The sequence below is a fragment of the Shinella sp. 20P9.1.1 genome (assembly GCF_057798995.1).
This window is the reverse complement of the sequence record NZ_JBYOLC010000014.1, coordinates 22,794-44,635: the sequence shown is the minus strand read 5'-3', so window position 1 is coordinate 44,635 and position 21,842 is coordinate 22,794. Positions and strand designations below refer to the sequence as shown.

At 55.3% G+C, this 21,842-nt stretch carries 20 protein-coding genes and 1 pseudogene; 17 read left to right on the top strand and 4 right to left on the bottom strand.

Annotated features, from left to right (window positions below; translation table 11 throughout):
• Positions 1 to 22 precede the first annotated feature (22 nt).
• From AC27VQ_RS21695 to AC27VQ_RS21640, 12 genes are all read left to right on the top strand, one after another.
• Entirely contained in the window at positions 23 to 1,270 is a 1,248-nt protein-coding gene (locus tag AC27VQ_RS21695) for an ABC transporter substrate-binding protein (protein ID WP_488717925.1), read from the top strand.
• A gap of 4 nt (positions 1,271 to 1,274) precedes the next feature.
• Positions 1,275 to 2,006, top strand: a complete 732-nt coding sequence (locus AC27VQ_RS21690) for an ABC transporter ATP-binding protein (protein WP_488717924.1) — start codon at positions 1,275 to 1,277, stop codon at positions 2,004 to 2,006.
• Entirely contained in the window at positions 2,003 to 2,731 is a 729-nt protein-coding gene (locus tag AC27VQ_RS21685; RefSeq protein WP_488717923.1) for an ABC transporter ATP-binding protein, read from the top strand. The genes AC27VQ_RS21690 and AC27VQ_RS21685 overlap by 4 nt, the downstream gene beginning before the upstream one ends.
• Positions 2,728 to 3,606 (top strand): branched-chain amino acid ABC transporter permease, encoded by an 879-nt coding sequence (locus tag AC27VQ_RS21680; protein WP_488717922.1) that lies wholly within the window; start codon positions 2,728 to 2,730, stop codon positions 3,604 to 3,606. The genes AC27VQ_RS21685 and AC27VQ_RS21680 overlap by 4 nt, the downstream gene beginning before the upstream one ends.
• Positions 3,603 to 4,670: a branched-chain amino acid ABC transporter permease gene (locus tag AC27VQ_RS21675; RefSeq protein WP_488717921.1), complete on the top strand. Its 1,068-nt coding sequence runs from the start codon at positions 3,603 to 3,605 to the stop codon at positions 4,668 to 4,670. Before AC27VQ_RS21680 ends, AC27VQ_RS21675 begins: the two co-directional genes overlap by 4 nt.
• Before the next feature lie 11 nt (positions 4,671 to 4,681).
• A complete protein-coding gene (locus tag AC27VQ_RS21670; protein ID WP_488717920.1) occupies positions 4,682 to 5,578 on the top strand; it encodes an amidohydrolase family protein in 897 nt (298 codons plus the stop codon).
• 44 nt (positions 5,579 to 5,622) lie between these two features.
• Positions 5,623 to 6,825, top strand: coding sequence for a M20 aminoacylase family protein (locus AC27VQ_RS21665; protein ID WP_488717919.1), 1,203 nt, complete (start codon positions 5,623 to 5,625; stop codon positions 6,823 to 6,825).
• A 164-nt stretch (positions 6,826 to 6,989) separates the two neighbouring features.
• Positions 6,990 to 7,892, top strand: a complete 903-nt coding sequence (locus AC27VQ_RS21660) for an alpha/beta hydrolase (protein ID WP_488717918.1) — start codon at positions 6,990 to 6,992, stop codon at positions 7,890 to 7,892.
• A gap of 352 nt (positions 7,893 to 8,244) precedes the next feature.
• Positions 8,245 to 9,030: a transporter substrate-binding domain-containing protein gene (locus tag AC27VQ_RS21655; RefSeq protein WP_488717917.1), complete on the top strand. Its 786-nt coding sequence runs from the start codon at positions 8,245 to 8,247 to the stop codon at positions 9,028 to 9,030.
• Positions 9,031 to 9,084: 54 nt separating this feature from the next.
• A complete protein-coding gene (locus tag AC27VQ_RS21650) occupies positions 9,085 to 9,756 on the top strand; it encodes an amino acid ABC transporter permease (protein WP_488717916.1) in 672 nt (223 codons plus the stop codon).
• A complete protein-coding gene (locus AC27VQ_RS21645) occupies positions 9,753 to 10,409 on the top strand; it encodes an amino acid ABC transporter permease (RefSeq protein WP_488717915.1) in 657 nt (218 codons plus the stop codon). The genes AC27VQ_RS21650 and AC27VQ_RS21645 overlap by 4 nt, the downstream gene beginning before the upstream one ends.
• Positions 10,390 to 11,112, top strand: coding sequence for an amino acid ABC transporter ATP-binding protein (locus tag AC27VQ_RS21640; RefSeq protein ID WP_488717914.1), 723 nt, complete (start codon positions 10,390 to 10,392; stop codon positions 11,110 to 11,112). The genes AC27VQ_RS21645 and AC27VQ_RS21640 overlap by 20 nt, the downstream gene beginning before the upstream one ends.
• A gap of 365 nt (positions 11,113 to 11,477) precedes the next feature.
• On the opposite strand, the gene AC27VQ_RS21635 is transcribed toward AC27VQ_RS21640, so the two are convergent.
• A complete protein-coding gene (locus tag AC27VQ_RS21635; protein WP_488717913.1) occupies positions 11,478 to 12,476 on the bottom strand; it encodes a 2-hydroxyacid dehydrogenase in 999 nt (332 codons plus the stop codon).
• A gap of 723 nt (positions 12,477 to 13,199) precedes the next feature.
• Between AC27VQ_RS21635 and AC27VQ_RS21630 the strand changes: the two genes are divergently transcribed.
• The 3 genes from AC27VQ_RS21630 to AC27VQ_RS21620 all read left to right on the top strand — a co-directional run bounded on the left by AC27VQ_RS21630 (position 13,200) and on the right by AC27VQ_RS21620 (position 16,093).
• Entirely contained in the window at positions 13,200 to 13,739 is a 540-nt protein-coding gene (locus AC27VQ_RS21630) for a TRAP transporter small permease (RefSeq protein WP_488717912.1), read from the top strand.
• Positions 13,736 to 15,022: a TRAP transporter large permease gene (locus tag AC27VQ_RS21625; protein ID WP_488717911.1), complete on the top strand. Its 1,287-nt coding sequence runs from the start codon at positions 13,736 to 13,738 to the stop codon at positions 15,020 to 15,022. Before AC27VQ_RS21630 ends, AC27VQ_RS21625 begins: the two co-directional genes overlap by 4 nt.
• Positions 15,023 to 15,088: 66 nt before the next feature.
• Positions 15,089 to 16,093 carry a TRAP transporter substrate-binding protein gene (locus tag AC27VQ_RS21620; protein ID WP_488717910.1) on the top strand — a complete coding sequence of 335 codons (1,005 nt, stop codon included), beginning with the start codon at positions 15,089 to 15,091 and terminating at the stop codon, positions 16,091 to 16,093.
• 768 nt (positions 16,094 to 16,861) lie between these two features.
• Here the strand turns inward: AC27VQ_RS21620 and AC27VQ_RS21615 are convergent.
• The gene (locus AC27VQ_RS21615; protein ID WP_488717909.1) at positions 16,862 to 17,689 is read right to left on the bottom strand and encodes a fumarylacetoacetate hydrolase family protein; all 828 of its coding nucleotides are present in this window, start codon (positions 17,687 to 17,689) and stop codon (positions 16,862 to 16,864) included.
• A 374-nt stretch (positions 17,690 to 18,063) separates the two neighbouring features.
• On the opposite strand from AC27VQ_RS21615, the gene AC27VQ_RS21610 reads away from it, so the two are divergent.
• A complete protein-coding gene (locus AC27VQ_RS21610) occupies positions 18,064 to 18,999 on the top strand; it encodes an acetaldehyde dehydrogenase (acetylating) (protein ID WP_488717908.1) in 936 nt (311 codons plus the stop codon).
• Between the two features lie 5 nt (positions 19,000 to 19,004).
• Positions 19,005 to 20,024: a 4-hydroxy-2-oxovalerate aldolase gene (gene dmpG, locus AC27VQ_RS21605; protein ID WP_488717907.1), complete on the top strand. Its 1,020-nt coding sequence runs from the start codon at positions 19,005 to 19,007 to the stop codon at positions 20,022 to 20,024.
• A gap of 302 nt (positions 20,025 to 20,326) precedes the next feature.
• On the opposite strand, the gene AC27VQ_RS21600 is transcribed toward dmpG, so the two are convergent.
• Both AC27VQ_RS21600 and AC27VQ_RS21595 read right to left on the bottom strand, forming a co-directional pair.
• Positions 20,327 to 21,028, bottom strand: a complete 702-nt coding sequence (locus AC27VQ_RS21600) for a GntR family transcriptional regulator (protein WP_488717906.1) — start codon at positions 21,026 to 21,028, stop codon at positions 20,327 to 20,329.
• A 398-nt stretch (positions 21,029 to 21,426) separates the two neighbouring features.
• Positions 21,427 to 21,824, bottom strand: a pseudogene (locus AC27VQ_RS21595) (damage-inducible mutagenesis protein); the annotation flags it as partial.
• Positions 21,825 to 21,842 lie beyond the last annotated feature (18 nt).

The window sequence follows — 21,842 nt, the reverse complement described above, 5'->3', positions numbered from 1 at the left end:
CCACAAACAAAAGGGGAATGAAATGGGAATTCTGAATCGCAGGACTCTTAAGAGCCTGATTTCCGCACTGGCGTTGAGCACGTCTTTGGGAACTGTATTCCTCTCTACCCAGGCTTGGGCCGACACGGTCAAGCTTGGACTGCTGGTCCAACTCACGGGCCCCGCAGCAGCTGAGGGCCAGGACATCGTACGCGGCTCCCAGTTGGCCGTCGATGAGATGAATGCCGCAGGCGGCATCAACGGACACACGTTCGAACTCGTCATCGCCGACGTGAAGGATGGATCAGCAGGAAACGTCACGTCGAGCGTCGAGCGGCTTCTGGGCGACGAGGATGTCCACTTCATGTTCACAGGCTATGCCAGCCTGACGAACTTCGAGATCGAGACCATGGCAGAGGCCGGGATGCCCTACATGCTGGGGGCGACCTCCAAGCAGACCAAGGACATCATCGCTCCCGAGCCTGACAAGTACATGTGCTGCTGGTCGATCTCTCCCTCATTTGACGCTTACAACACCGACGTCACCTATTTCGTCGAGAAGTTGGCAGCCGATGGCAAATTCAAGCTGACCAGCAAGAAGGTTGCCATAATCTCCTCGGACAACGCATATTCGAAGACGATCTCCGAAGGCATGAAAAAGACCTTTCTTGAGAAGGGCTGGACCATCAGCGTGGATGAGCTCGTTCCGATGGGTGAGGTCACGGACTGGCGTTCGATCTTGACCAAAGTCCGCGCCGACGTGCCGGACGTCGTCATCAACACCGACTATCTTCCGGGCAATTCGGCATCGTTCCTGAACCAGTTCATGGAACAACCGACACAAAGCCTTGTCTTTCTTCAGTATGCACCGAGCGTTCCCGAGTTCGTGGAACTTACCAAGAAGAACTCCGACGGCGTAATCTACAACCTGCTCGGCGGCCCTCTCACGACACCGCTCGCGAGTGGTATCGCAACCAAGATCAAGGCGAAGCACAATGTCGACAGCGGCACCTACGCCTTCATCAACTACGAGATGGTCAACACCTATTTCGAGGCACTGAAGAAGGTCGGAGATCCGACCAATCATGAGGCCGTCATGAAGGCCATTTCCGAGACCGACCGCGAGACCTCTCTCGGCCGCCTGAAGTTCGATCAGGCAACCCATCTGTCTATGCAAGGCGATGACTACATCCCGATTACCTTCTTCCAGGTTTGGGACGGCAAGCGCATCCTGATCTCGCCCGCCAAATACGCGACGGGCGAATACAAGACACAGCCTTGGATGAAGTAGGGCCATGGCACTTTTACAACTACAGGGCGTCTCCAAGGCTTTCGGTTCGCTGAAAGCCGTGGATGACGTGTCCTTCGACGTCCGGCCGGGCGAGATCTTCGGAATCGCCGGGCCGAACGGCAGTGGAAAGAGCACGCTTTTCAATGTCATATCCGGCATCCCCTTCGGGCCGGATAGCGGCACTGTGCGTTTCGATGGCGTGGATCTCAAAGGGCTAGGCGGACACGCTATCGCCAGGATCGGGCTGGCGAGAACGTTCCAGCGCGAGACGAGCTTCGATGGGCTCACTGTGTTCGAGAACGCGGTTCTCGGCGCTGAATTCGGGCAGAGCACGACGAAAGCCAACATTCATGACGCGGCCTATGAGGCGCTTGACGTCGTCGGCTTGGGCGGCGATCAGGCAGGCAGGCTCGCGGGTGAACTGTCTGTGTTCGACCGAAAATGCCTGATGCTTGCGACGGCAATCGCCATGAAGCCGAAGATGCTTCTGCTCGATGAACCTGCCTCCAGTCTCACCAAACCCGAGATCGACCGCTCGATCGAACTTATTCGGAAGATCGCTGACCTCGGCATCACGATATTGCTGATCGAACACGTCCTGACATTCCTCATGAGCCTGTCTCAGCATCTGCTCGTTCTCAACCAGGGCAAAGTGCTCGCACTCGGCGAACCGCGAGCGGTTATCGGCGACGACCGTGTCATCGAGGCATATCTCGGCAGTCGGAGGGTCGCGTGACGAACGCTATGCTGGATGTTTCCAAAGTCAAAGCCGGATATGGCAGCGTCACCGTACTGGACGACATGTCTCTGCAGGCCGGCTCTTTCGGCAATGTCGGTCTGTTCGGACCGAACGGGCACGGGAAGACGACGCTTCTGAGAACGATTTCCGGCCTTCTCAAGACACGAGCCGGAGAAATCACATTCGACGGCAAGCCAATTTCCGGCCTGAGCTCCAAGGCGATCGTCGAACTTGGGCTGATCCATGTGCCGCAGGGCAACACGCTGTTCCCCGATCTCACGATCGCCGAATGCATGACGCTTGGCGCCTACTCCACGCGCGCGCGCAAGCAGGAAGAAGAGAGCCGTGAATATGCCCTACGGGTTTTCCCGAAGCTTAAGGAACGGTGGAAGCAGCGGGTGCGGACACTGTCGGGAGGCGAGCGACAGATGGTGTCCATCGCAACAGCCCTGATGAGCGTGCCTCGACTTCTGATCCTCGATGAGCCTACGCTGGGTCTCGCGCCGAAGATCAAAGAAGAGTTGTGCAATTCGGTGCTGGAAATTTCCGGCACAGGCGTGCCGCTGATCGTCGTGGAACAGGATGTCGAGTTCCTGCTGGCCGTCAGCCCGCACCTCTACTTCATCAACCACGGCAAGGTTGAGATGGAAATCAAGCCAGGCGACAAACTCGCCCATTCCGACATCATGGCAATGTACTTCGGACACGAGGAGATCACGTGAGCGCATTTTCCGAAATCTTGTTCGGCGGCCTCTTCCAGGGTTCCCTCTACGCCATGATGGCGGTGGGGCTAGCGCTGGTGTGGTCGACGATTGGCGTATTCAACTTCACCCATGGTGTGTTCATGATGCTGGGCGCCTATGTCGCCTGGCAGATGGTCAACCTGGGCTTCCCCGCTTTCGTTGCATTTCCTGCGACAGTGGTCATCATGGGCGGCGCCGGATGGCTCCTGCAGGCTGCAGTAGTGCGTCCGCTGATCGGCCGGTCGAACCTCGTTCTGGTCGTTGTGATCACGACGCTCGCAGCAGGTTCTCTGATCGAAAATGGTGTGCTGGAAATCTGGGGGCCACGCTCCAAGCAGATCCCGGGGCTGATCGAAGGCAATATCGCGATCGGTCCAATCGGGGCATCCCGCCATCAGATCGCCATCATCCTGCTCACTCCTTTCGTATTGGCTGCGCTCTGGTACTTCCTGAACCGGACGCGCATGGGCCTTGCGCTTCGTGCGGTTGCACAGAACGAAGATGCGAGCCGCCTCGTAGGGCTCAACGTGAAGCTGCTTTACGGTCTGTGTTTTGCAATTGCTGCAGGTCTAGCGGCGCTCGCCGGCATTTTTCTCGGCGGCTATCGCTTCATGTCCCCTGCCATGGGCGCTGATCCGCTGCTCAAGGCGCTGATCGTCGTCGTCTTCGGCGGCATTTCGAGCATCAACGGACCCATCTTCTCGGCATATCTGATCGGCCTGTTCGAAGCCGTCTGCGCCTATTATTTCGGGCTCTACTGGACGCCCACGCTGCTCTTCGCGGCGCTTATCATCGTGCTGATGGTCCGCCCCGAAGGTGTATTTTCATCAGGACGTAGCCGGGGGCTGGCATGAGCGATTTGGCAACAACTCCATTGGACAACCGTGCGAAACAAGCCGTGCCGGCACGTGACTCCAAACCGGGCCGCCTTTCGGCCCGTCATGAATGCTTCGGACTTCTTGTCGCGGCTCTGATCCTTTGCCTGGCGCCCTTCGTGCTGACCGACAGCTACAGCCGGCATATATTGATCATGATCTTCATCTACGCCGTCGTCGCGTCGAACTGGGATCTCAGCCTCGGCTATGGTGGTGTTTTCAACTTCGGGCACCTCGCCCTGTTCGGCATCGGAGTCTACACCTACAGCCTATCGACGAAGTTTCTTGGTCTCGACCCATGGTTCGCCCTTGCTTGCAGCGGCATCACAGCCGTCATCGCCGCCGTGATCGTCACCGTACCGATCCTGAGGCTCAAGGGTATCTACATCATCCTTGTGACCTTCGGCTTTGCGCAACTCGTGATGCAAATCATACTGAGCCAGTCGGAATATACAGGCGGGACACAGGGTATCGTCCGGATTCCCGGGCTCTACCTGTTCGATCATAACATGGTGCGTGACGGCAAGCTGGCCTACTACTTCCTGGCGCTGGCCATGCTGACGGCGAGCACGATCTTCCTGCGCGCCTTCGTTCGCTCGCGCACGGGTCTCAGCATCGTCGCGCTTCGCGATAACGAAGAATACGCCGTCAGCCGGGGCATCTCCCTGGTTCGGCAGCGTCTCATCACACTGGCAGCCAGCGCTTTCTTCACCGGGATTGCCGGTGCCTTCTACGCATCCTACCAGCGCAATGCATCGGTCGAGGTGTTCAGCATGAGCCTAGCCACCGTCCTGCTGTCGATGGTTCTGCTCGGCGGCACCAGCACCATCTACGGCGCCATCATTGCCAGCTTCATCCTGACCATATTCTCGGAAGCCATGGCTGACTTCGGCGCCTGGCGCCCCATGTTGACGGCCTTGCTGATCATCGGCGTCATGCTGATCTATCCGGGCGGTATCACCGGGATGCTTTCGGCGATGAAGGTCTGGATCCCAAGCGGAATCCGAACGCGCCTTGGCATTGAACAGAACACAAAAGCATAAGGAGGCTCCAGATGTATTCCGGCCCCGTTATCGATCCGCATCATCATCTCTGGGATCTATCCCTCGGCAATCATACCTGGATGTCACCCGACAGCCCCACCGCGCAGGCAGTTCCCGGCCTTGATACGATCGCCCACGATTATCTGGTCGATGACTACGTGCGTGATTCTACCCCACATAACGTCATCGCCTCGGTACATATCGAGGCGTTGTGGGTTGGCGATCCCGTAGACGAAACGCGGTGGCTCGAGACGCTCGATAAGCGACAGGGTGTCGCATTGCGCTATGTGGCCGCTGCTGCGCTGGGCAAGCCTGGGGCCGCCGCCATAATTGAGGAACAGGCAAGTTTCGAGCGTGTGGTCGGCATCAGGGGTATCCTGAGCTGCCATCCTGACCCGAAGAAGGGTTTCATTACCGACCCACACCTTGGTTACAATCCAGCCTGGAGAGCCGATGTCAGGAGGCTGTACAAGTGTGGCCTCAATCTCGAGCTCATGATGTATCCCTACCAAGCGCAGGCAGTGTTCGACCTCGCCGAAACCTTCCCCGATCTGCAGATTGTCATCAATCATTGCGGCAGCCCGATTGATCGCAACGAGGAAGGCATGCAGCGCTGGCGGGACAGCCTGCGAAAGATCGCCTCGCAGCCCAATATTGTTCTGAAGATCTCGAATCCCGGCGGGTATGACCCTGTTCGAAGTCAGGCGTCGATCACTGACGTCGTCCGTCAGTGCATCGAAAGCTTTGGCACCGAACGCACGATGTTTGGGACCGACTATCCGGTATCACGCATACAGATGACATTCGACGAGATCTACGACAGCTTCAAGCGAAGCGTGATCGACCTCTCCGAAGACGAACAGCGCGCGCTATTTCACGACAACGCAAAGCGCGTCTATCGCCTCTGAAGAGGTGACTTTGCATTCATCCATGACATCAAGGAGGAAAAGACATGGCCAACACCGCTTTCAATGAGTGGATGGACAAGAACCGCGACCGGCTGATCAAGATCAGGCAGGATTTTCATGCAAATCCGGAACTTGGAATGGAGGAGGTTCGAACTTCAAAGATCGTCGCCGAGCTTCTGCGCGAGGCTGGCATCGAAGTCATTGAGAATGTCGGGAAGACCGGCGTGATCGGAATAATCCGGGGAAAGCAGCCTGGGCAGAGATCGATTGGTCTGCGGGCCGACATGGATGCGCTTCCAATCCATGAGGAGACGGGTCTGCCCTACGAGTCGAAGAACAAGGGTGTGATGCACGCCTGTGGCCATGACGGCCACACGACAATGCTGCTCGGCGCTGCGATGTATCTTGCTCAGAATCCTGATTTCGGTGGCACGCTCAATCTGATCTTCCAGCCCGCCGAGGAAGGTCGTGGCGGGGCCAACGCGATGTTGGCCGACGGAATCTTCGATCGCTTCCCCTGCGAGGCGATATACGGCATGCACAACGAGCCGGGTGCCCCCGTCGGCAAGATGTCGGGTCGCAACGGACCATTGATGGCCGCCGCGGATTTCTGGGAAGTGACGTTCAGAGGTGTCGGCGGGCACGGTGGCGTTGCACCGCACCAGTCAACCGACATTACCTACGCCCAGGCCCAATTCGTGCTCGCATTGCAGGGTATTGTTGGTCGGTCACTCGCTCCACTCGAGACCGGCGTGATCAGCGTGGGGTACATTCACGGCGGGTCGTCCGTCGCCCCAAGCGTGATCCCCTACGAATTGGTGATCGGCGGTACGACACGAAGCTTCAGCGCGGAGACCCGCGACATGATCGAAAAGCGGATCGGCGAGGTCGCCGAAGCGACCGCACGCACGTGGGGTTGCACGGCGCACTTCACGTTCAATAGGTCTACTGCCGTTTTGATCAACTCAGCGGAACCATATGAAGCAGCGGCTTCTGCCGCCAAGCTGACCGTCGGTGCGGAAAACTTCGATGACGATATGCAGCGAACCTGTGGTGGTGAGGACTTCGCCAACATGATGGCGGTTCGTCCAGGAGCGTTTCTCTGGCTCGGGAACGGATCTAAGCCAGACGGTACGTTTCATCAACTGCATACTCCCAAATATGACTTCAACGATGATGCACTCCCGATCGGGGTCGAATATTGGGTCAACCTTGCCATGGGCGAACTTGCGGCAAGCGCAAGTTGACAAACTCCGCATCTTCATAGGCGCAGTTAGGTGACTGCGGCATGGCGTGGCCAATCTGGGCCACGCCACGAGGAACAGCACATGGCTGTAGCCAGATCAGGATGGGCAGCTTGAGCGCATGCGTGGACGTCTATCCAGCTGCGCACATCACACAGGAGAACTAAATGCCGCTCCATCCCTACATCGCTGCCATCATAAGCAGTTCATCCGGGCTGCCCGGATATGAAACATTGCCCATAGCCGATGCGAGGGCACGCGCGAAGAAAGACTACCTGTATCGGGCGGATCTACCCGAGATCACAGTTGAAGATCGCACGCTGCAACTGCCCCATCGAGACATCAAAATTCGCATTTATCGACCGAAGACAAAGGCGAAAACGGCTGCGACGATGTTCTTTCACGGCAGCGGCTTCTGCCTGCTGGATATCGACACGCATGACCAGATATGCCGCTTCCTGTCCATCTACGGCGAATGCACGATCATCTCGGTTGACTACAGGCTCGCCCCTGAACATCCGTACCCCGCTGGTATAGACGACTGTGTGGAGGCTACCGATTGGGTATTCGAGAACGCCCTTTCGCTGGGAGTGGATTCTTCAAGGATCGCACTCTCCGGCGATAGCGCTGGGGGCTATATGGCCATCATGACGGCCCTGCGTCGACGTAATCCCATCCAGCAGCCGATAGCGGGACTCCTCCTGTTCTATCCAGTTACTGACCACTACGACGCCCTGCACGAAAGCTATAAGACCTACGCCGAGGGATTTGGCCTGACAGCCAGCCAGATGAGATGGAGTTGGGACACATTTCTTGGAAGCCTCGAAAAGACTCCCCCGACGGAAGTGTCTCCCAACAGGGCCGACCTTGATGATCTTCCGCCGACTTACGTTCAAGTTGCTGAGTTCGATGTCCTCCGTGACGAAGGCACCGACTTTACTCGCCGTTTGAAGCACGCATCTATGGATCTGGCTGTCGGCCTCAACCATGGTTATCTCAAGTGGATCAACCAGCTTGATGAAGTGACCGCACACGCGCTCGATGCATGTGCATGGCTGAAGCGGCTTTAGCCACTAATGCTCCATGGCGGCTCAGCCGTACTCCTAGGTTACCGCGCGACTTCGTGCTGCATCCGTTTGCTCGCGAATGTGAGCGCTTCCGAACTAGCAGATTGAATAGTTGCATGACCAGCACATGCGCCCGAAGATGAAGACCAGATCGCACAAAGCGACGGCAACAGGGTGAACGACGTGGACAGCTCCCGCAGCTAGGGAAGCCTCTTCATGATGGGTTACTAGGATTCCATACTTTTTTTCTCACGACCACCGACCGTGCGACATGGCCGGTGCGACGCGCGACTGGGCTCGAGCCTCTCCGGCACAAAGGAGTTGCAGGGCTCTTATAACAAACTGGGAGTGATCAATGCTTTCTCGATTTAAGTTCGTTGTTCTTGCAACCGTTATCGCTGCAGGCGCCATTTCAACATCCGTGCAGGCGGACACGCTTGAAACCATCAAAGCGAATGGAGTTGCCCGAATTGCAGTACCGCAGGACTTTCAGCCGTTCGGCGGCATCGGGCCGGACATGCAACCGCTCGGCTATGACGTCGATGTCGCCAAGAAGGTCGCCGAGAAGCTCGGCGTGAAGGCAGAACTTGTGCCGGTAACCAGCGCAAATCGAATTCCGTACATTCAGACCGGTAAGATCGACATGATCATCGCCATCCTTGGCCGCAATGCCGAACGTGAAAAGGTCCTCGATTTCTCCAAGCCCTATGCCGTCCTGTTCAACGCCATCTTCGCGCCGTCAGACGTCGCGATCAAAAGTGCCGCTGATCTCTCCGGCAAGACGATTGGCGTCACGCGCGGAACGATTATTGATCTCGAGCTCACCAAGATCGCTCCGGCCGATGCCAATGTGAAGCGTTTCGAAGACGAGAACGCCACGGCCTCTGCGTTCCTTTCCAACCAGGTGGACGTGATTGGCACCGGCGACCTTGTCGTCAAGGCAATCGTCAAGAAAAACCCGCCACGCATCCCCGAGATGAAATTCGTCATCAACCGGTCTCCTCTCTATGTCGGCATCGCGAAGGGTGAGCAGAAACTTGTAGAGGCGGTCGATGCAGCCATCGCCGAAATGAAGAGGGACGGGACGTTGAACGAAATCTCCCAAAAGTGGCTGGGCGAGCCGCTCCCCGCTGACCTTTGATCGGATCGGGTTCGGCGTCACCGGGTGGCGTCGAACCCCACCGGAGAGACTTTCGTGAAATATGAATTCAGTTTCGATTGGGCGCTTCAATATGCGCCGACCTTGCTGACCGGTATCCAGGTCACCGTGATGTTGCTCACGGTTGGCGCGGTCATTGGCTTCGCAATTTCCGTGATCTGCGCCTGGGTGCGCACGCTTGGTAGCAGACCGCTCAAGCTCCTTGTGGGGAGCTATGTCGAGCTCATCCGAAATACGCCGTTCCTGATCCAGCTTTTTTTCATTTTCTTCGGCCTTCCGCAGCTCGGTGTGAAATTGCATGAGAATACGGCAGCCTACATTGCTATGGCAGTCAATCTCGGCGCTTACGGCTGCGAGATCCTGCGATCCGGCATTCAGGTGACGGGACGCGGGCAATGGGAGGCTGGTGCAAGTCTCGCCATGTCGCCTAACCAGGTTTTCTGGCGCGTCGTGCTGGTACCGGCGCTTCAGCGGGTCTGGCCGGCCATGACATCACAGATCATCATCGTCATGCTGGGCTCAGCCGTTGTGTCCCAGATTTCCGTCCTAGATCTGACCTTCGCTGCCAACTACATCCAGTCGCGCAATTTCAGGGCCTTTGAGGTCTACCTCGTGACGACCTTGATCTATCTCGTGCTCGCGATTTTGCTGCGTGCAATTCTGAATACGTTCGGCAAACGCTTTCTCGGCGCAGAGGTAAGACGATGACCGATTTTAGCTATCTGCAAATCCTTTCCAATCTCCTGCTTGCCGCGCGATGGACTATCTGTCTTTCGATCGTTGCTTTCATCGGCGGCGGCGCAATCGGCTTCCTCGTCTTGATCCTAAGGATTTCGCGCTCCGCCATCCTGCGCCTGTTTGCCAAAATTTTCGTCGAGCTATTTCAGGGCACACCGCTCTTGATGCAGCTGTTTCTCGCATTCTTCGGCCTGGCGCTCTTCGGTATCGACGTCCCAGCCTGGCTGGCGGCTGGCCTCGCTCTCACGCTCTGGTCTGCATCTTTCCTTGCCGAGATTTGGCGGGGTAGTGTTCAGTCCGTGTCAAAGGGCCAATGGGAAGCTGCGTCCAGCCTTGCCATCGGATGGTATCAGACGCTGTTTCGTATAGTCCTGCCCCAGGCGCTTCTGGTTTCCACTCCGTCGACCGTCGGCTTCATGGTCCAGATCGTGAAGGGTACCGCCCTTACATCAATCATCGGATTTATGGATCTTCTTAAAGCTGGGACGGTGATCACGAACATCACATTCAGCCCCTTCGAAGTCTACGGCACAGTCGCGCTTATCTATTTCGCGATCTGCTGGCCTCTGGCGCTGCTCAGCTTCCAACTTGAAAGGAAACTCCGTGTCGCTCATCAACATTAATAGGGTCCGCAAATCCTACGGCAGTATCGAGGTTCTGAAGGGGATTGATCTTGAGGTCGAAGCCGGCGAGGTAATTGCCATCATCGGCAAGAGCGGCTCCGGCAAGTCGACATTTTTGCGTTGCCTGAACGGTTTGGAAACACTGAGTGCCGGCAGCGTCACGGTCCATGGCGTTTCCCTCACGCATCAGGAACAGAGCCTGCGCGCACTGAGAATGAAGGTCGGGATGATCTTTCAGAGCTTCAATCTCTTTCCACATCTCTCGGCGCTGGATAATGTGGCGCTTGCACCACGTATCGTACGAGGGGAGACGAAGCCGCATTCTCGGGAGAAAGCCCGTGCGATGCTGGAAAAGGTCGGCCTTGGCCATCGGGGCGACGCAAAGCCTTCCGAGCTATCGGGCGGGCAGCAGCAGCGCGTTGCAATCGCAAGAGCCCTGGCAATGGACCCGCTGATCCTGCTTTGTGACGAGATCACCTCCGCGCTCGACCCCGAACTGGTTGCTGAAGTTCTTGCGGTCGTGCGGCAACTGGCGTCCGACGGAATGACGTTGCTGATGGTGACCCATGAAATGCGGTTCGCACGTGACGTCTGTTCGCGCGTCGTTTTCATGCATCAAGGCGCAGTTCACGAGGTGGGCGAGCCAACGCAGTTCTTCTCCGAACCACGCACGCCTGAACTGCGCCAATTCCTGGGCTTGTGACACCAACTCCAACGTTGGTTCCGCGCGTCCCATACTTCATTCTAGAAGCTGACAAGCGATTATGGGTCGCGTGTTGGCTTTCACAGATCAAACACTCAGAACACCCTGCGCCGTGGTGTCGAAACACAATTAGCTTTCTGATGAGATCATCTCTCTGTCATTAACTATCTGCGGAAGCACGGATAGTAGAACATGGCAGGAGAATTATGACTTGGTGACGATGCAAGGTCAGTGATATGGCCATTATTACTGATAAATCACGTCGGCCCCATCGCAGCGCCGACCGCTGGACCACAAGTGCAATTGTCTACGCCCTGCGATCCGCGAGTTTGACGACTCTCGCGGATCGATGACAGTCAATTAACTTACTTCGCTGCCAGCATTGCCTTGTTCACGAGGTGCGGAGGAGTTCGGCCAGAATACTGGTCTACTATGCTTGACAGTGCGGTGCGCGCGATTTCGTTGTAGCTTTCGTCAGTCAGCGATAGGCCGTGGGGAGTAACGATTGTATTGTGCATTTTGAGGAGCGGGTTGTCCTGCGACACCGGCTCCTGCTCGAACACGTCCAGGCCGGCACCAGCAATCTCGCGATTTTCAAGCGCTGCGATCAAAGCGGGCTCGTCCACAACAGGACCGCGCGCCACATTTATGAGGTATGCCGAAGGCTTCATCAGCTTGAGCTGTGGGGTTGAGATGAGATGCGTTGTCTCTGGAGTTAGGAGGCATGTGAGAACAACGAAATCGGACTGCTCAAGCAGCTCATTGAGCGACACAAGAGTGATCCCCTCCGACGCAAGGAGATCTGCATTGGCATACGGATCGGCCGCGATAATCTCCATGTCGAATGCCGTCGCACGACGAGCGAGCTCCCGACCAATGCCACCTGCGCCGACAATCCCAATTGTCCGTCCTGTTAATCCAATGCCCACATGTTTGTTGGCCTGAACCCACTCACCTTCGCGGGTCATTTTATCTTTTAGCAGTACCTTCTGAGCCAGTGCCAGGACGAAGGTCAGTGCCATTGTGGCAACGGGTTTGCGCACTGCAAAGGGCGTATTTGTCACCAGAATGCCCCGATCTGTCGCGGCTTTGAGATCGACAGTATCGAAACCGACGCCATGCCGCGCGATGATCTTCGTCCGTGGTGCGTTTGATTTGAATGAATCGTCAGAAACGCGTTCAAGGAAAACGTAGAGAGCGTCGTATCGCTCGGTCATTTCCGGCGTAATTTTATCCGCGGCCTCAAATTTCTCCCATGTTATCTCAGGCGACGCCTGTTTCAACAGGCTCAGCACTTCGCCATCAAAGAGTGTATGGCCGTCATTGTCAAAAAGAACACTCGATATACCAACGAGATAGCTCATCTTTCCTCCTCCCACATAATCTTGGAAACAAGTGTAAAACTTACCAATCGTATTTACGATCATATCTGATATTGGCTTCAGGGGTTTCTACTGTCAATGCAAAACAGATTTGACAAACGACAAACGTTGGGTTGCCCAGCGCTCCCAGCCACAGGTTAAGAGTGGTGGCGCATGCCGAATGAGGCTCGGCACCATTCTCGAGAGAGAGCGCCCATTTCAATACCCGCCATTCGAGCGTTACAATGGCGCCAAACCGCGCCAGCAGCATAACTTTGGTAAGCGCGCTTTCGCCTCATCCTATGAAATGCGGGGGATTTCCTTGCCTCGACAGGCCGCCACCCCTGGGTCTTTGATCCAATTTCTTGGCTTCGCCGCTAACCTTCTGATTTGCCTCGGTGCAAACGAACGAAAGACATTGGCGACCTGGCGGCGTTCAACTGTTACAGGCCCTCCGGCCGGGAGCCCTACGCTCCGCGGTGTCGGCCGGAATGCCTCTCACATCGATCAGCATTGATTCTCGCGCTTACGAGTTCGGCATCTAAATCGCGTATCCGCGGCTCAACAGCCTCAACCAGCGCCTCGATGACTGCAAAGGAACCGCAAAAAATTTCCTATACGATACGATATTTTTTTGCTAGACGATGGAAGTTGCGCAGATCGCGACGTGATGGGAGGAAGCCAGCACGTCAGCGACGAATAATCAGCGTAAATCAGGGAGGGGCCATGACTGCGCTCGTAAATACATTCTTCAAGTGTCTAGAGATCATTATAGCTTTGCTGCTGGCCGGCATGGTTGGCTTGGTATTCTCCAATGTGGTCGCGCGTTATTTCTTCGACGCGAGCATCGACATCGCGGATGAAATGCCCCGCTACTTTTTTGTCTGGTTGACTTTCATTGGTGCCGCTGTCGCTCATCGTGACCATGGCCACCTCGGTGTCGACATGCTCGTACAAATGCTTCCCCGAGCAGGCCGCCTCTTTTGCATGGCTTCGGTCGATGTCATGGTTATTGGCTGCTGTGCAATCTTTTTCGCTGGAACCTGGCAACAGGCGAGCATCAACGCCTCTAATGTCGCGCCGATTAGCGGCATGCCGATGATCTATGTCTATGGCATTGGGCTTTTTACGAGCGTCGTGATTGGTCTTATCGCACTCGGTCGACTTTTTGCTCTCATGACGGGCCGGCTTGTCGAGGAAGAGATTGGAAGGTTTGCCGGAGACGTCGCGGCTGAAGGCACTCACATCAAGGAGCGCTTGGAATGACCATCATCCTATTCGTCGGCGTTCTTTGCGGCACGATGCTTCTTGGACTTCCGGTTGCTTTCGCTTTGATTGTATCAGCAGTTGTGCTGATGCTGCATCTCGGTCATTTCGATACGCAGATCGTCGCACAAAATCTAATTGTCGGAGCGGATAACTTCCAGCTTCTAGCCGTGCCCTTCTTCCTGTTGGCCGGTGAATTGATGAACGCTGGCGGACTTTCACGCAGGATTGTGCGCTTCGCTATGACCTTCACTGGCCACATACATGGAGGTCTTGGATATGTTGCAATTTTCGCTGCACTTATTCTGGCAAGTCTTTCCGGATCGGCGGCAGCCGACACTGCGGCCATAGCGGCGCTGCTCATTCCGATGATGCGTCAGGCCGGCTACGAGGCAGGCCGCTCTGCGGGCCTTATTGCTGCCGGCGGCATCATCGCACCGGTTATCCCCCCGTCTATCGGCTTTATCATCTTTGGTGTGGCTGGCAACGTTTCTATCACACAGCTTTTTCTCGCCGGCACCTTCCCGGGTCTGCTGATGGCCGCATCTTTGATTGCGGCTTGGTATTTTACCGTTCGAGGTGAGAAGAATCTCGAAAAACTGCCAAAGGCAAGTTGGAGTGAGCGCGGCAAGGCCGGCTTCGATGGCATTCTCGCGTTGATGATGCCCCTGATCGTACTAGGTGGCATAAAATTCGGTATTGTTACCCCGACTGAAGCCGGTGTCACTGCTGCAGTGTACGCTTTCGTCGTCGGTTTCTTTTGCTACCGAGAGATAAAAATCGGAGACATCCTTCCCTTGCTCATTGCAGCTGCAAAAATGACAGCTGTTGTAATGTTCCTCGTGGCGGCAGCTATGGTATCCGCTTGGTTGATCGCACAGGCGAACATTCCAGCACAGGTCGGCTCGCTCCTTGAACCTTTCAAGGACAATCCGATGATGTTTATGATCATCCTTATGTTGATCGTATTTGCTGTTGGAACCGCGCTGGATTTCACCCCAACGATCCTTATACTTACACCAGTGCTGATGCCTCTAGTCCGCGAGGTGGGCATTCACCCGGTCTATTTTGGCGTGTTGTTCATCATGAACAATGCAATAGGTCTGCTAACTCCACCCGTAGGCATAGTCCTCAATGTGGCGGCGGGCGTAGCAAAGCTCCCAATGAGCGTAGTTATCAGGGGCGTCTGGCCTTTCCTTTTAGCACAACTGATTGTGCTCGCGCTGCTGATCATCTTCCCAGAGTTGGTCCTGACCCCGCTGCAGATATTGCGGGGCCGGTGAAGGCAGAGCTCTAGGAACGAACATAACACTTTATCGAAACTATCAATCAAACCTTTGGAGGAGGAAATGATGAAAATTAACGCAATCACTATCTCTGTGATTCTTGCAGCCAGCATCGCAGGAAATGCACTCAGCCAGGAACTAACCATCCGAGTGGCGAACGTGAATCCAGAGACTCATCCGAATGGCGTGGGCGTCAAGACGATGGCTGCATGCACGAAAGAAAAGTCTGGTGGTCGTATCGCCGTTCAAGGCTATTGGTCCGCCCAGCTGGGTGGCGATTTGGAAGCGGTCCAGGCAGTTCGCTCGGGCACACTGGAAGTTGTGATGACTTCACCATCACCGATGATCGGCATCGTTCCCGAACTGGGGGTGTTCGATCTACCATTCACCTTTAAAGACGAGGCGACCGCGCACACCATTCTCGACGGCGAATTTGGCACGTACATGTCGGGCCTGATGGAAAGAGCCGGAATGGTCAATCTCGCCTATTGGGAGAACGGTTTCCGCAGCGTTACCAACTCAAAGCGCCCAATCAACAAGTTAGATGATTTGAAAGGCCTGAAGCTTCGGGTCATGCAAAACAATGTCTTTCTCGATACGTTCCGCCTCCTGAACACGAACCCTGTGCCAATGGCTTGGGGGGAGGTGTTCCCTGCTTTGGAAACTGGGGCAATTGACGGACAAGAGAACCCAGCTGTCACCATCCAGGCAAACAACCTCTATGAAGTGCAGCGCTATATGTCGCTGACGCGTCATGCTTATAATCCCTACATGGTCCTCTACTCGAAGGTGTTGTGGGATAAGCTTACCGCTGGCGATCAGACGATCATCCGCGATTGCGCTATTGCGGGTCAGAATGTCCAACGTGAGACGGTCAGCAAACAGACGACGGCCGCATACGAGCAGCTGGCGAAGGAAGGCATGACAATCAACGAAATCGATCCAACTGAACTCGAGAAGCTGAAAGAGGCAGTCAAGCCCGTGTTGGCCTCTCATATAGGGCAGATCGGTGAGGAAACAGTGAAACGACTCAACGCCGCAATCGCAGCCGCCGAAAAGACCAAGTAACATCTTTAAACCGAAAGAAAGGCGCGATCTACTCACGCCTTGAACTGTTGACTAACCCCGCCATCTTTTGGCGGGGTTTTGTTTTGCCGATGCTCCACATTGCAAACGCTAGTACCAAATACGGTGACAAAGGCGTTTTTAAGAGTTCGAGCCCAGGATGATTGGAGTAAACCACGGTGTTATCTCCATCGAGTTCGCGCCGTTTGGCGGTGTTACGCAGTCGGGATTTAGATGCGGGGGCTCGCAAGCTGTTCTCAATGTCAATCGGCTTGGTAACGAGACCCCTGCTTCTGGTTGCATGGGGTCAGCGCGCGAAGGCACTGAGCACCAAGCGGGGGCATCGATAAAGGAAATCATCGCTTACGTGGGCGGTTGAGCGCCGCGTGGACATAAGGTGCAGTGGCCTTGCTCAAAATCTCGCTGTCCTGACGAAGCTCGAGGCTCTCCCGCTCCAGTACCTTCATATTCTCCGTAACGTCGCTCGGCAAACCCACACGCTTCCTGCTGCTTACCTCTGCCTTCTCCACCCATTGATTGAGCGTATGCCCTGATCGGCCTATCCTGGCGGAAGTGGAAAAAACTCCCGCCAGGTTAGAAGGATTTTCAACCTAGTGCTCCATCGCCATTCAAGCGGCGCGTGCGCGGTCTTCAGGAGAAAACCTGTTCGTTGTATTGCTTGTCATAGACCGTATTACTCAAGGTTTGTCGTTATCGGCAAACGCGGTGCGTTTCAAAAACCGTGGCCTTACCTACTCAATCAATTCGAAACTACTCGTCCTTGATCTCGTTTTTTAGCGTGCCAATATTAGAGATGGAAACTTCAACGGTATCACCGTGTTTCAACCAGAGCGGGGGTGTGCGTGTAAAGCCAACCCCTTCTGGAGTACCGGTGCAAATGATGTCGCCGGGAGCGAGCGTCGTCCAAGACGACACGTACGAAATCATATCCGCAAATCCAAATATCATATTACTGGCATCTTTGTTTTGCACCATTTCGCCATTGACATGTGTCGACAGCACTAATGCTGTTGGATCGCCAACTTCATCGGCCGTAACTATCCATGGTCCCAGAGCACCTGTCGCAGGGAAATTTTTCCCAGCGCTAAGCGAATGCCGTTGGAAATCGCGCACGGAACCGTCGTTAAAGCAGGTGTAGCCGAACACATGCGACAGAGCGTCGCCTGGCTTAACATGACGGGCATGCTTGCCAATTACGATTGCAATCTCGCCCTCAAAGTCGAAGCTTGTCGAATTCTTCGGGCGTATCATTGACTGTTCATGTGCGACTAGCGTGTCGGCAAACCGAGTAAATACTTGGGGCTCCGAGGGGATCGGCGCTCCCACTTCGGTTGCGTGATCGCGGTAGTTCAATCCAAAACACACAATTTTTCCCGGATGTGGGATTGGCGGCAGGAACTCCACCTCTTCGAGCCTTGTTTTAGCCTCAACTTTTGCAAGAGCAGAGGTGATGCTCCCACTTTTGATGGCGGCCAGAAGGCTACTTTCTCCTGAAACGGCTGCCAAATCGAAGATAGAACTGCCGACCACTGCCCCAAAACTCTCACGGCCTTCAATACGATAACTGACGAGTTTCATTGATATCTCCTCTTCTACACGACACGATATCTGTATTCACTAAGCGACCCCATCAGGCTGCTACTGGAGCATTGCCAGTTGTGAATACGATCCGATCTGATATATTATACATATGAATATGGTTGCAGCGAGTATTTATCATCCGTGTCTCGCAATGTATTTTGGGCGAACTCCAACATCCGTGCCTTCGACTGGAACTCACGACACAACCATCCATCATTGGGTGCAGTAACCTGAGGTACGCACCCACGTGGATGCGGTAGGGCAGTCAGTGGCAGTTTACTGGTATAATTGGCTCTATGCAGGAAGCACGAAGGCCCTCTGCTCGGTAGGATCTCATCAGGCTGAACTTCATCCTGATTGAGAGATTCTAAATGCCCAAGATCAAAACCGCCATCATCGGTTCCGGCAATATCGGTACCGATCTCATGATTAAGATCATGCGCAACTCCGATCGCCTTGAGATGGCGGCACTTGTTGGAGTTGATCCGAATTCCGAGGGGCTCGCGCGCGCCGCGCGCCTCAAGGTCGCGACAACGCACGAAGGAATTGACGGGCTCGTACAGATGCCTGAGTTTAAAGACATTCAGATTATTTTTGATGCTACCTCGGCTGGTGCTCACAAGCGTCACAACGAGATTCTCCAGCAGCACGGCAAGCAAGTCGTCGACCTTACGCCGGCCGCCATCGGTCCCTACATCGTCCCTACTGTCAACCTGGACAACTACCTTTCCGCGCAGAACGTGAACATGGTCACGTGCGGCGGGCAGGCGACCATTCCGGTCGTGGCCGCAGTCAGCCAGATCGCAAAAGTTCACTACGCCGAAATCGTTGCCTCGATCGCTTCAAAGTCGGCGGGTCCGGGAACGCGTGCCAATGTCGACGAGTTCACGGAAACGACAGCTCGGGCCCTGGAAACAGTTGGCGGCGCCGCACGTGGCAAGGCTGTCATCATTCTCAATCCGGCCGAGCCGCCGTTGATGATGCGCGACACGGTGCAGTGCCTGTGCGATTTTGCCGACGAGGACGCGATCAAGGCATCCATCAACGACATGATCGCTTCGGTCCAGAGCTTTGTTCCCGGTTACCACCTCAAGCAAGACATCCAGATCCAGCGGATCGGAGACAATGCTCCGCTGCAAATGCCAGGCCTGGAAAAGCCTTTCACCGGCTTGCGAGTGACCGTCTTCCTCGAAGTCGAAGGTGCAGCCCACTACCTTCCGGCTTATGCGGGTAACCTCGACATTATGACCTCTGCAGCGCTCCGGACAGCCGAGCGTCTGGCCGAACTGCGCAACTGGACGGAATAATCGACATGACAAAACTATACATTTCCGACGTAACGCTCCGTGACGGCATGCATGCCATTGGCCACCGTTACGACCTGGGTCATATCCGTGAGATCGGTGCGGCACTTGACGAAGCTGGCGTCGATGGCATTGAAGTGGGTCACGGCGACGGCCTCGAAGGATCGAGCCTCTCCTACGGCTTCAGCCGGCATACCGACGTCGAGTACATCAAAGAAGCAGCCAAGGTCGTAAAGCGCGCGAAACTAACTACCGTGCTTCTCCCAGGCATCGGTACCATCGAAGACATGAAGCATGCTCGTGATGCTGGAATCCAGTCAATCCGCATCTCGACCCACAGCACCGAAGCCGACGTTTCCGCACAGCATATCGCGGCTGGCAAGGAGATGGGTCTGGAGGTCTGGGGCTTCTTGATGATGTCTTCTGCGTGCGCGCCTGAGCAACTCGCTATTCAGGCCGCCAAGATGGAGAGCTATGGTGCCGATGGCGTTATCGTCGCCGATTCCGCAGGAACGATGACGATGAAAGCGATCGAGGATCGCTTCAAGGCGCTCCATGGCACCTTGAGCCCCACGATGGACCGTGGCATCCACGCGCACGAGAACCTGTCTCTTTCGGTGGCCAACTCGGTGACAGCAGTACTGAACGGCGCGCGGCGCGTCGATGCGTCTCTCGCCGGTATGGGTGCCGGTGCAGGCAACACGCCCCTCGAGCCATTCATCGCCGTCGCGAACCTGTATGGATGGGAGCATAACTGCGACCTGTTCAAGCTTCAGGATGCAGCGGACGATCTCGTTCGACCGATCCAGGATCGCCCGGTGCGCGTCGACCGCCAGACGCTGACGCTCGGTTACGCCGGTGTATACTCAAGCTTCCTTCGTCACGCTGAACGGATTGCAGGCGAATTCAACATCGATGCACGGCAAATTCTTGTCGAGATCGGCAAGCGCGGACTTATCGGCGGTCAGGAAGACATGATCGTCGACGTCGCACTCGACATCGTTCGCAAAACCGAAAACAAAGCATAGACCCCAAGGGCTGACCACGAGGTATACTTCCTGACGCCGGGTAATGCCAAGCGTCAGTAAGGAGGGGCACGCGGTCAGCCTCCACCTGGCTACGAGGCATGTTCTATCGGACCGCCTTTAAGACGATACCATTATTGGTTGGACAGCGAGAATGTCGCGCCGACTGTTTTAAAATGATTGATTGATCTAAGTTTCCAAAGATCTATTTCGAACAGAAGCCACACGCCGGGATGTCAACGCAGTTGGGACTGATTTGCAAGACCACCTGGTTGGCATAGAACCCTGTCTAGGGCTGCCATCGACTACAGAAACTCAAAGTAAGGTTCCATTCGGCGACGTGAAGCTTCGATATGGATTCTCATAGCCTTCTCAGCAGATACTTCGTCTCCTGCAAACATAGCATTAATAATCGCACTATGTTCCTTCACCGCTTCGGATGTTACAGTCGAATGATAACGGAGCCGGAATAGATGCATGTGTGTGTAGAGGCGCCCTAGCGCCTCAATTATCAAGTCATTACCGCAGGCTTCTGCTATGATTTCGTGAAACCGCGCGTCAAGCACTGCAAATTTGCCGTAGGTTGCCTGAGATTTCTCGCTCAATAGTAAGCTCAGAGCATGACTCGTCCGCTCAAGTTCCGCACGCTGGTCTTCTGACAGCTTTTTTGTCGCCATCGCAGCCGCGGCTGGCTCAAGTAGCATTCGAAAATCGTAGATGTTTCGAAACCGGTTGCCAGTAGGAATCGTTGCTGCACTATAGCCCGCATTGTGCTTCCGCACCACCAAACCTTCGGCCTCAAGCCGAATAAGCGCGGCACGAATTGGAGTTTGCGACACTCCGAAATCGCGCACAATTGCGTCTATAGACAGCTTTTCCCCTGGAGGAATCTTCAGGGTAATCAGCTGCGTGAGCAGGGCTTCATAAACCTCTTCGCCAAGCGATGGACGACTAAAAGGGGCGCGCGTCTCGTCAATACCAGCGGGGTCTAAGAGTTTTCTCGACACGTTTCACTCCCCCGCACACTTGCGGCATAAGTTACTACTTACAAAAAATCGAATTTCAGATCCTATTTTCACAATATGGGTCAATTTACAACTCGCTTCAAGCGATCAGCTCTCAAGATTGCGGTTATGGCGGTTCTTATGCAGTACGTCGGAGTGTGTAGTGTCGCAATTAGAACCCATGCGTCCCCAATATCGGAATTGTCAATTTCGCCTGAAAGGCCATCGGCGATACACGCATATCTGCACCTAAGGCTGCATCCATCAGCATGAGGTCGAGAAACAGTACCTTGGCCGTTGGCCGGGCGATATGGACACCTGACCGTTTTGCCGAGTCATCTGCTGCGGAGACCAATCATTTGGCGCCACCTCTGGCGATCACGGCAAGGGCCTGCGTAGGTGGAATGGAAGGATCGGAGCGACGGATACGATCCGACGGCCAACTCGGAAGATAGACCGAAACGACCATGGTCATCGCCTGGCCTCAAGACAAAATCAGCGCACTCGCCCGCGCGCGACCGCATCAACTCCAGAAACCAGCACACCGGTCCGACTCTTGGAACCGGTAAATCCTCCGACGGCATCACACTAACCCTCCAGCGGATTGTCGATACCGTCGGCTGTCATACATAATTCACATCCCGTCTGACGCTGTTAGCGCCGCACGGCCAATGCCATCGTCCCGGTCCACTCGGTCGCCAGCTGCAATCGATGAGAGGACTGTCTGCAAGCGCACCAACTCACCGACGACGGCGCGGTGTCCACCGAAAGACAATCCCTCATCCATGTTGGCGAGCACACTCGAGATATTGAGGCT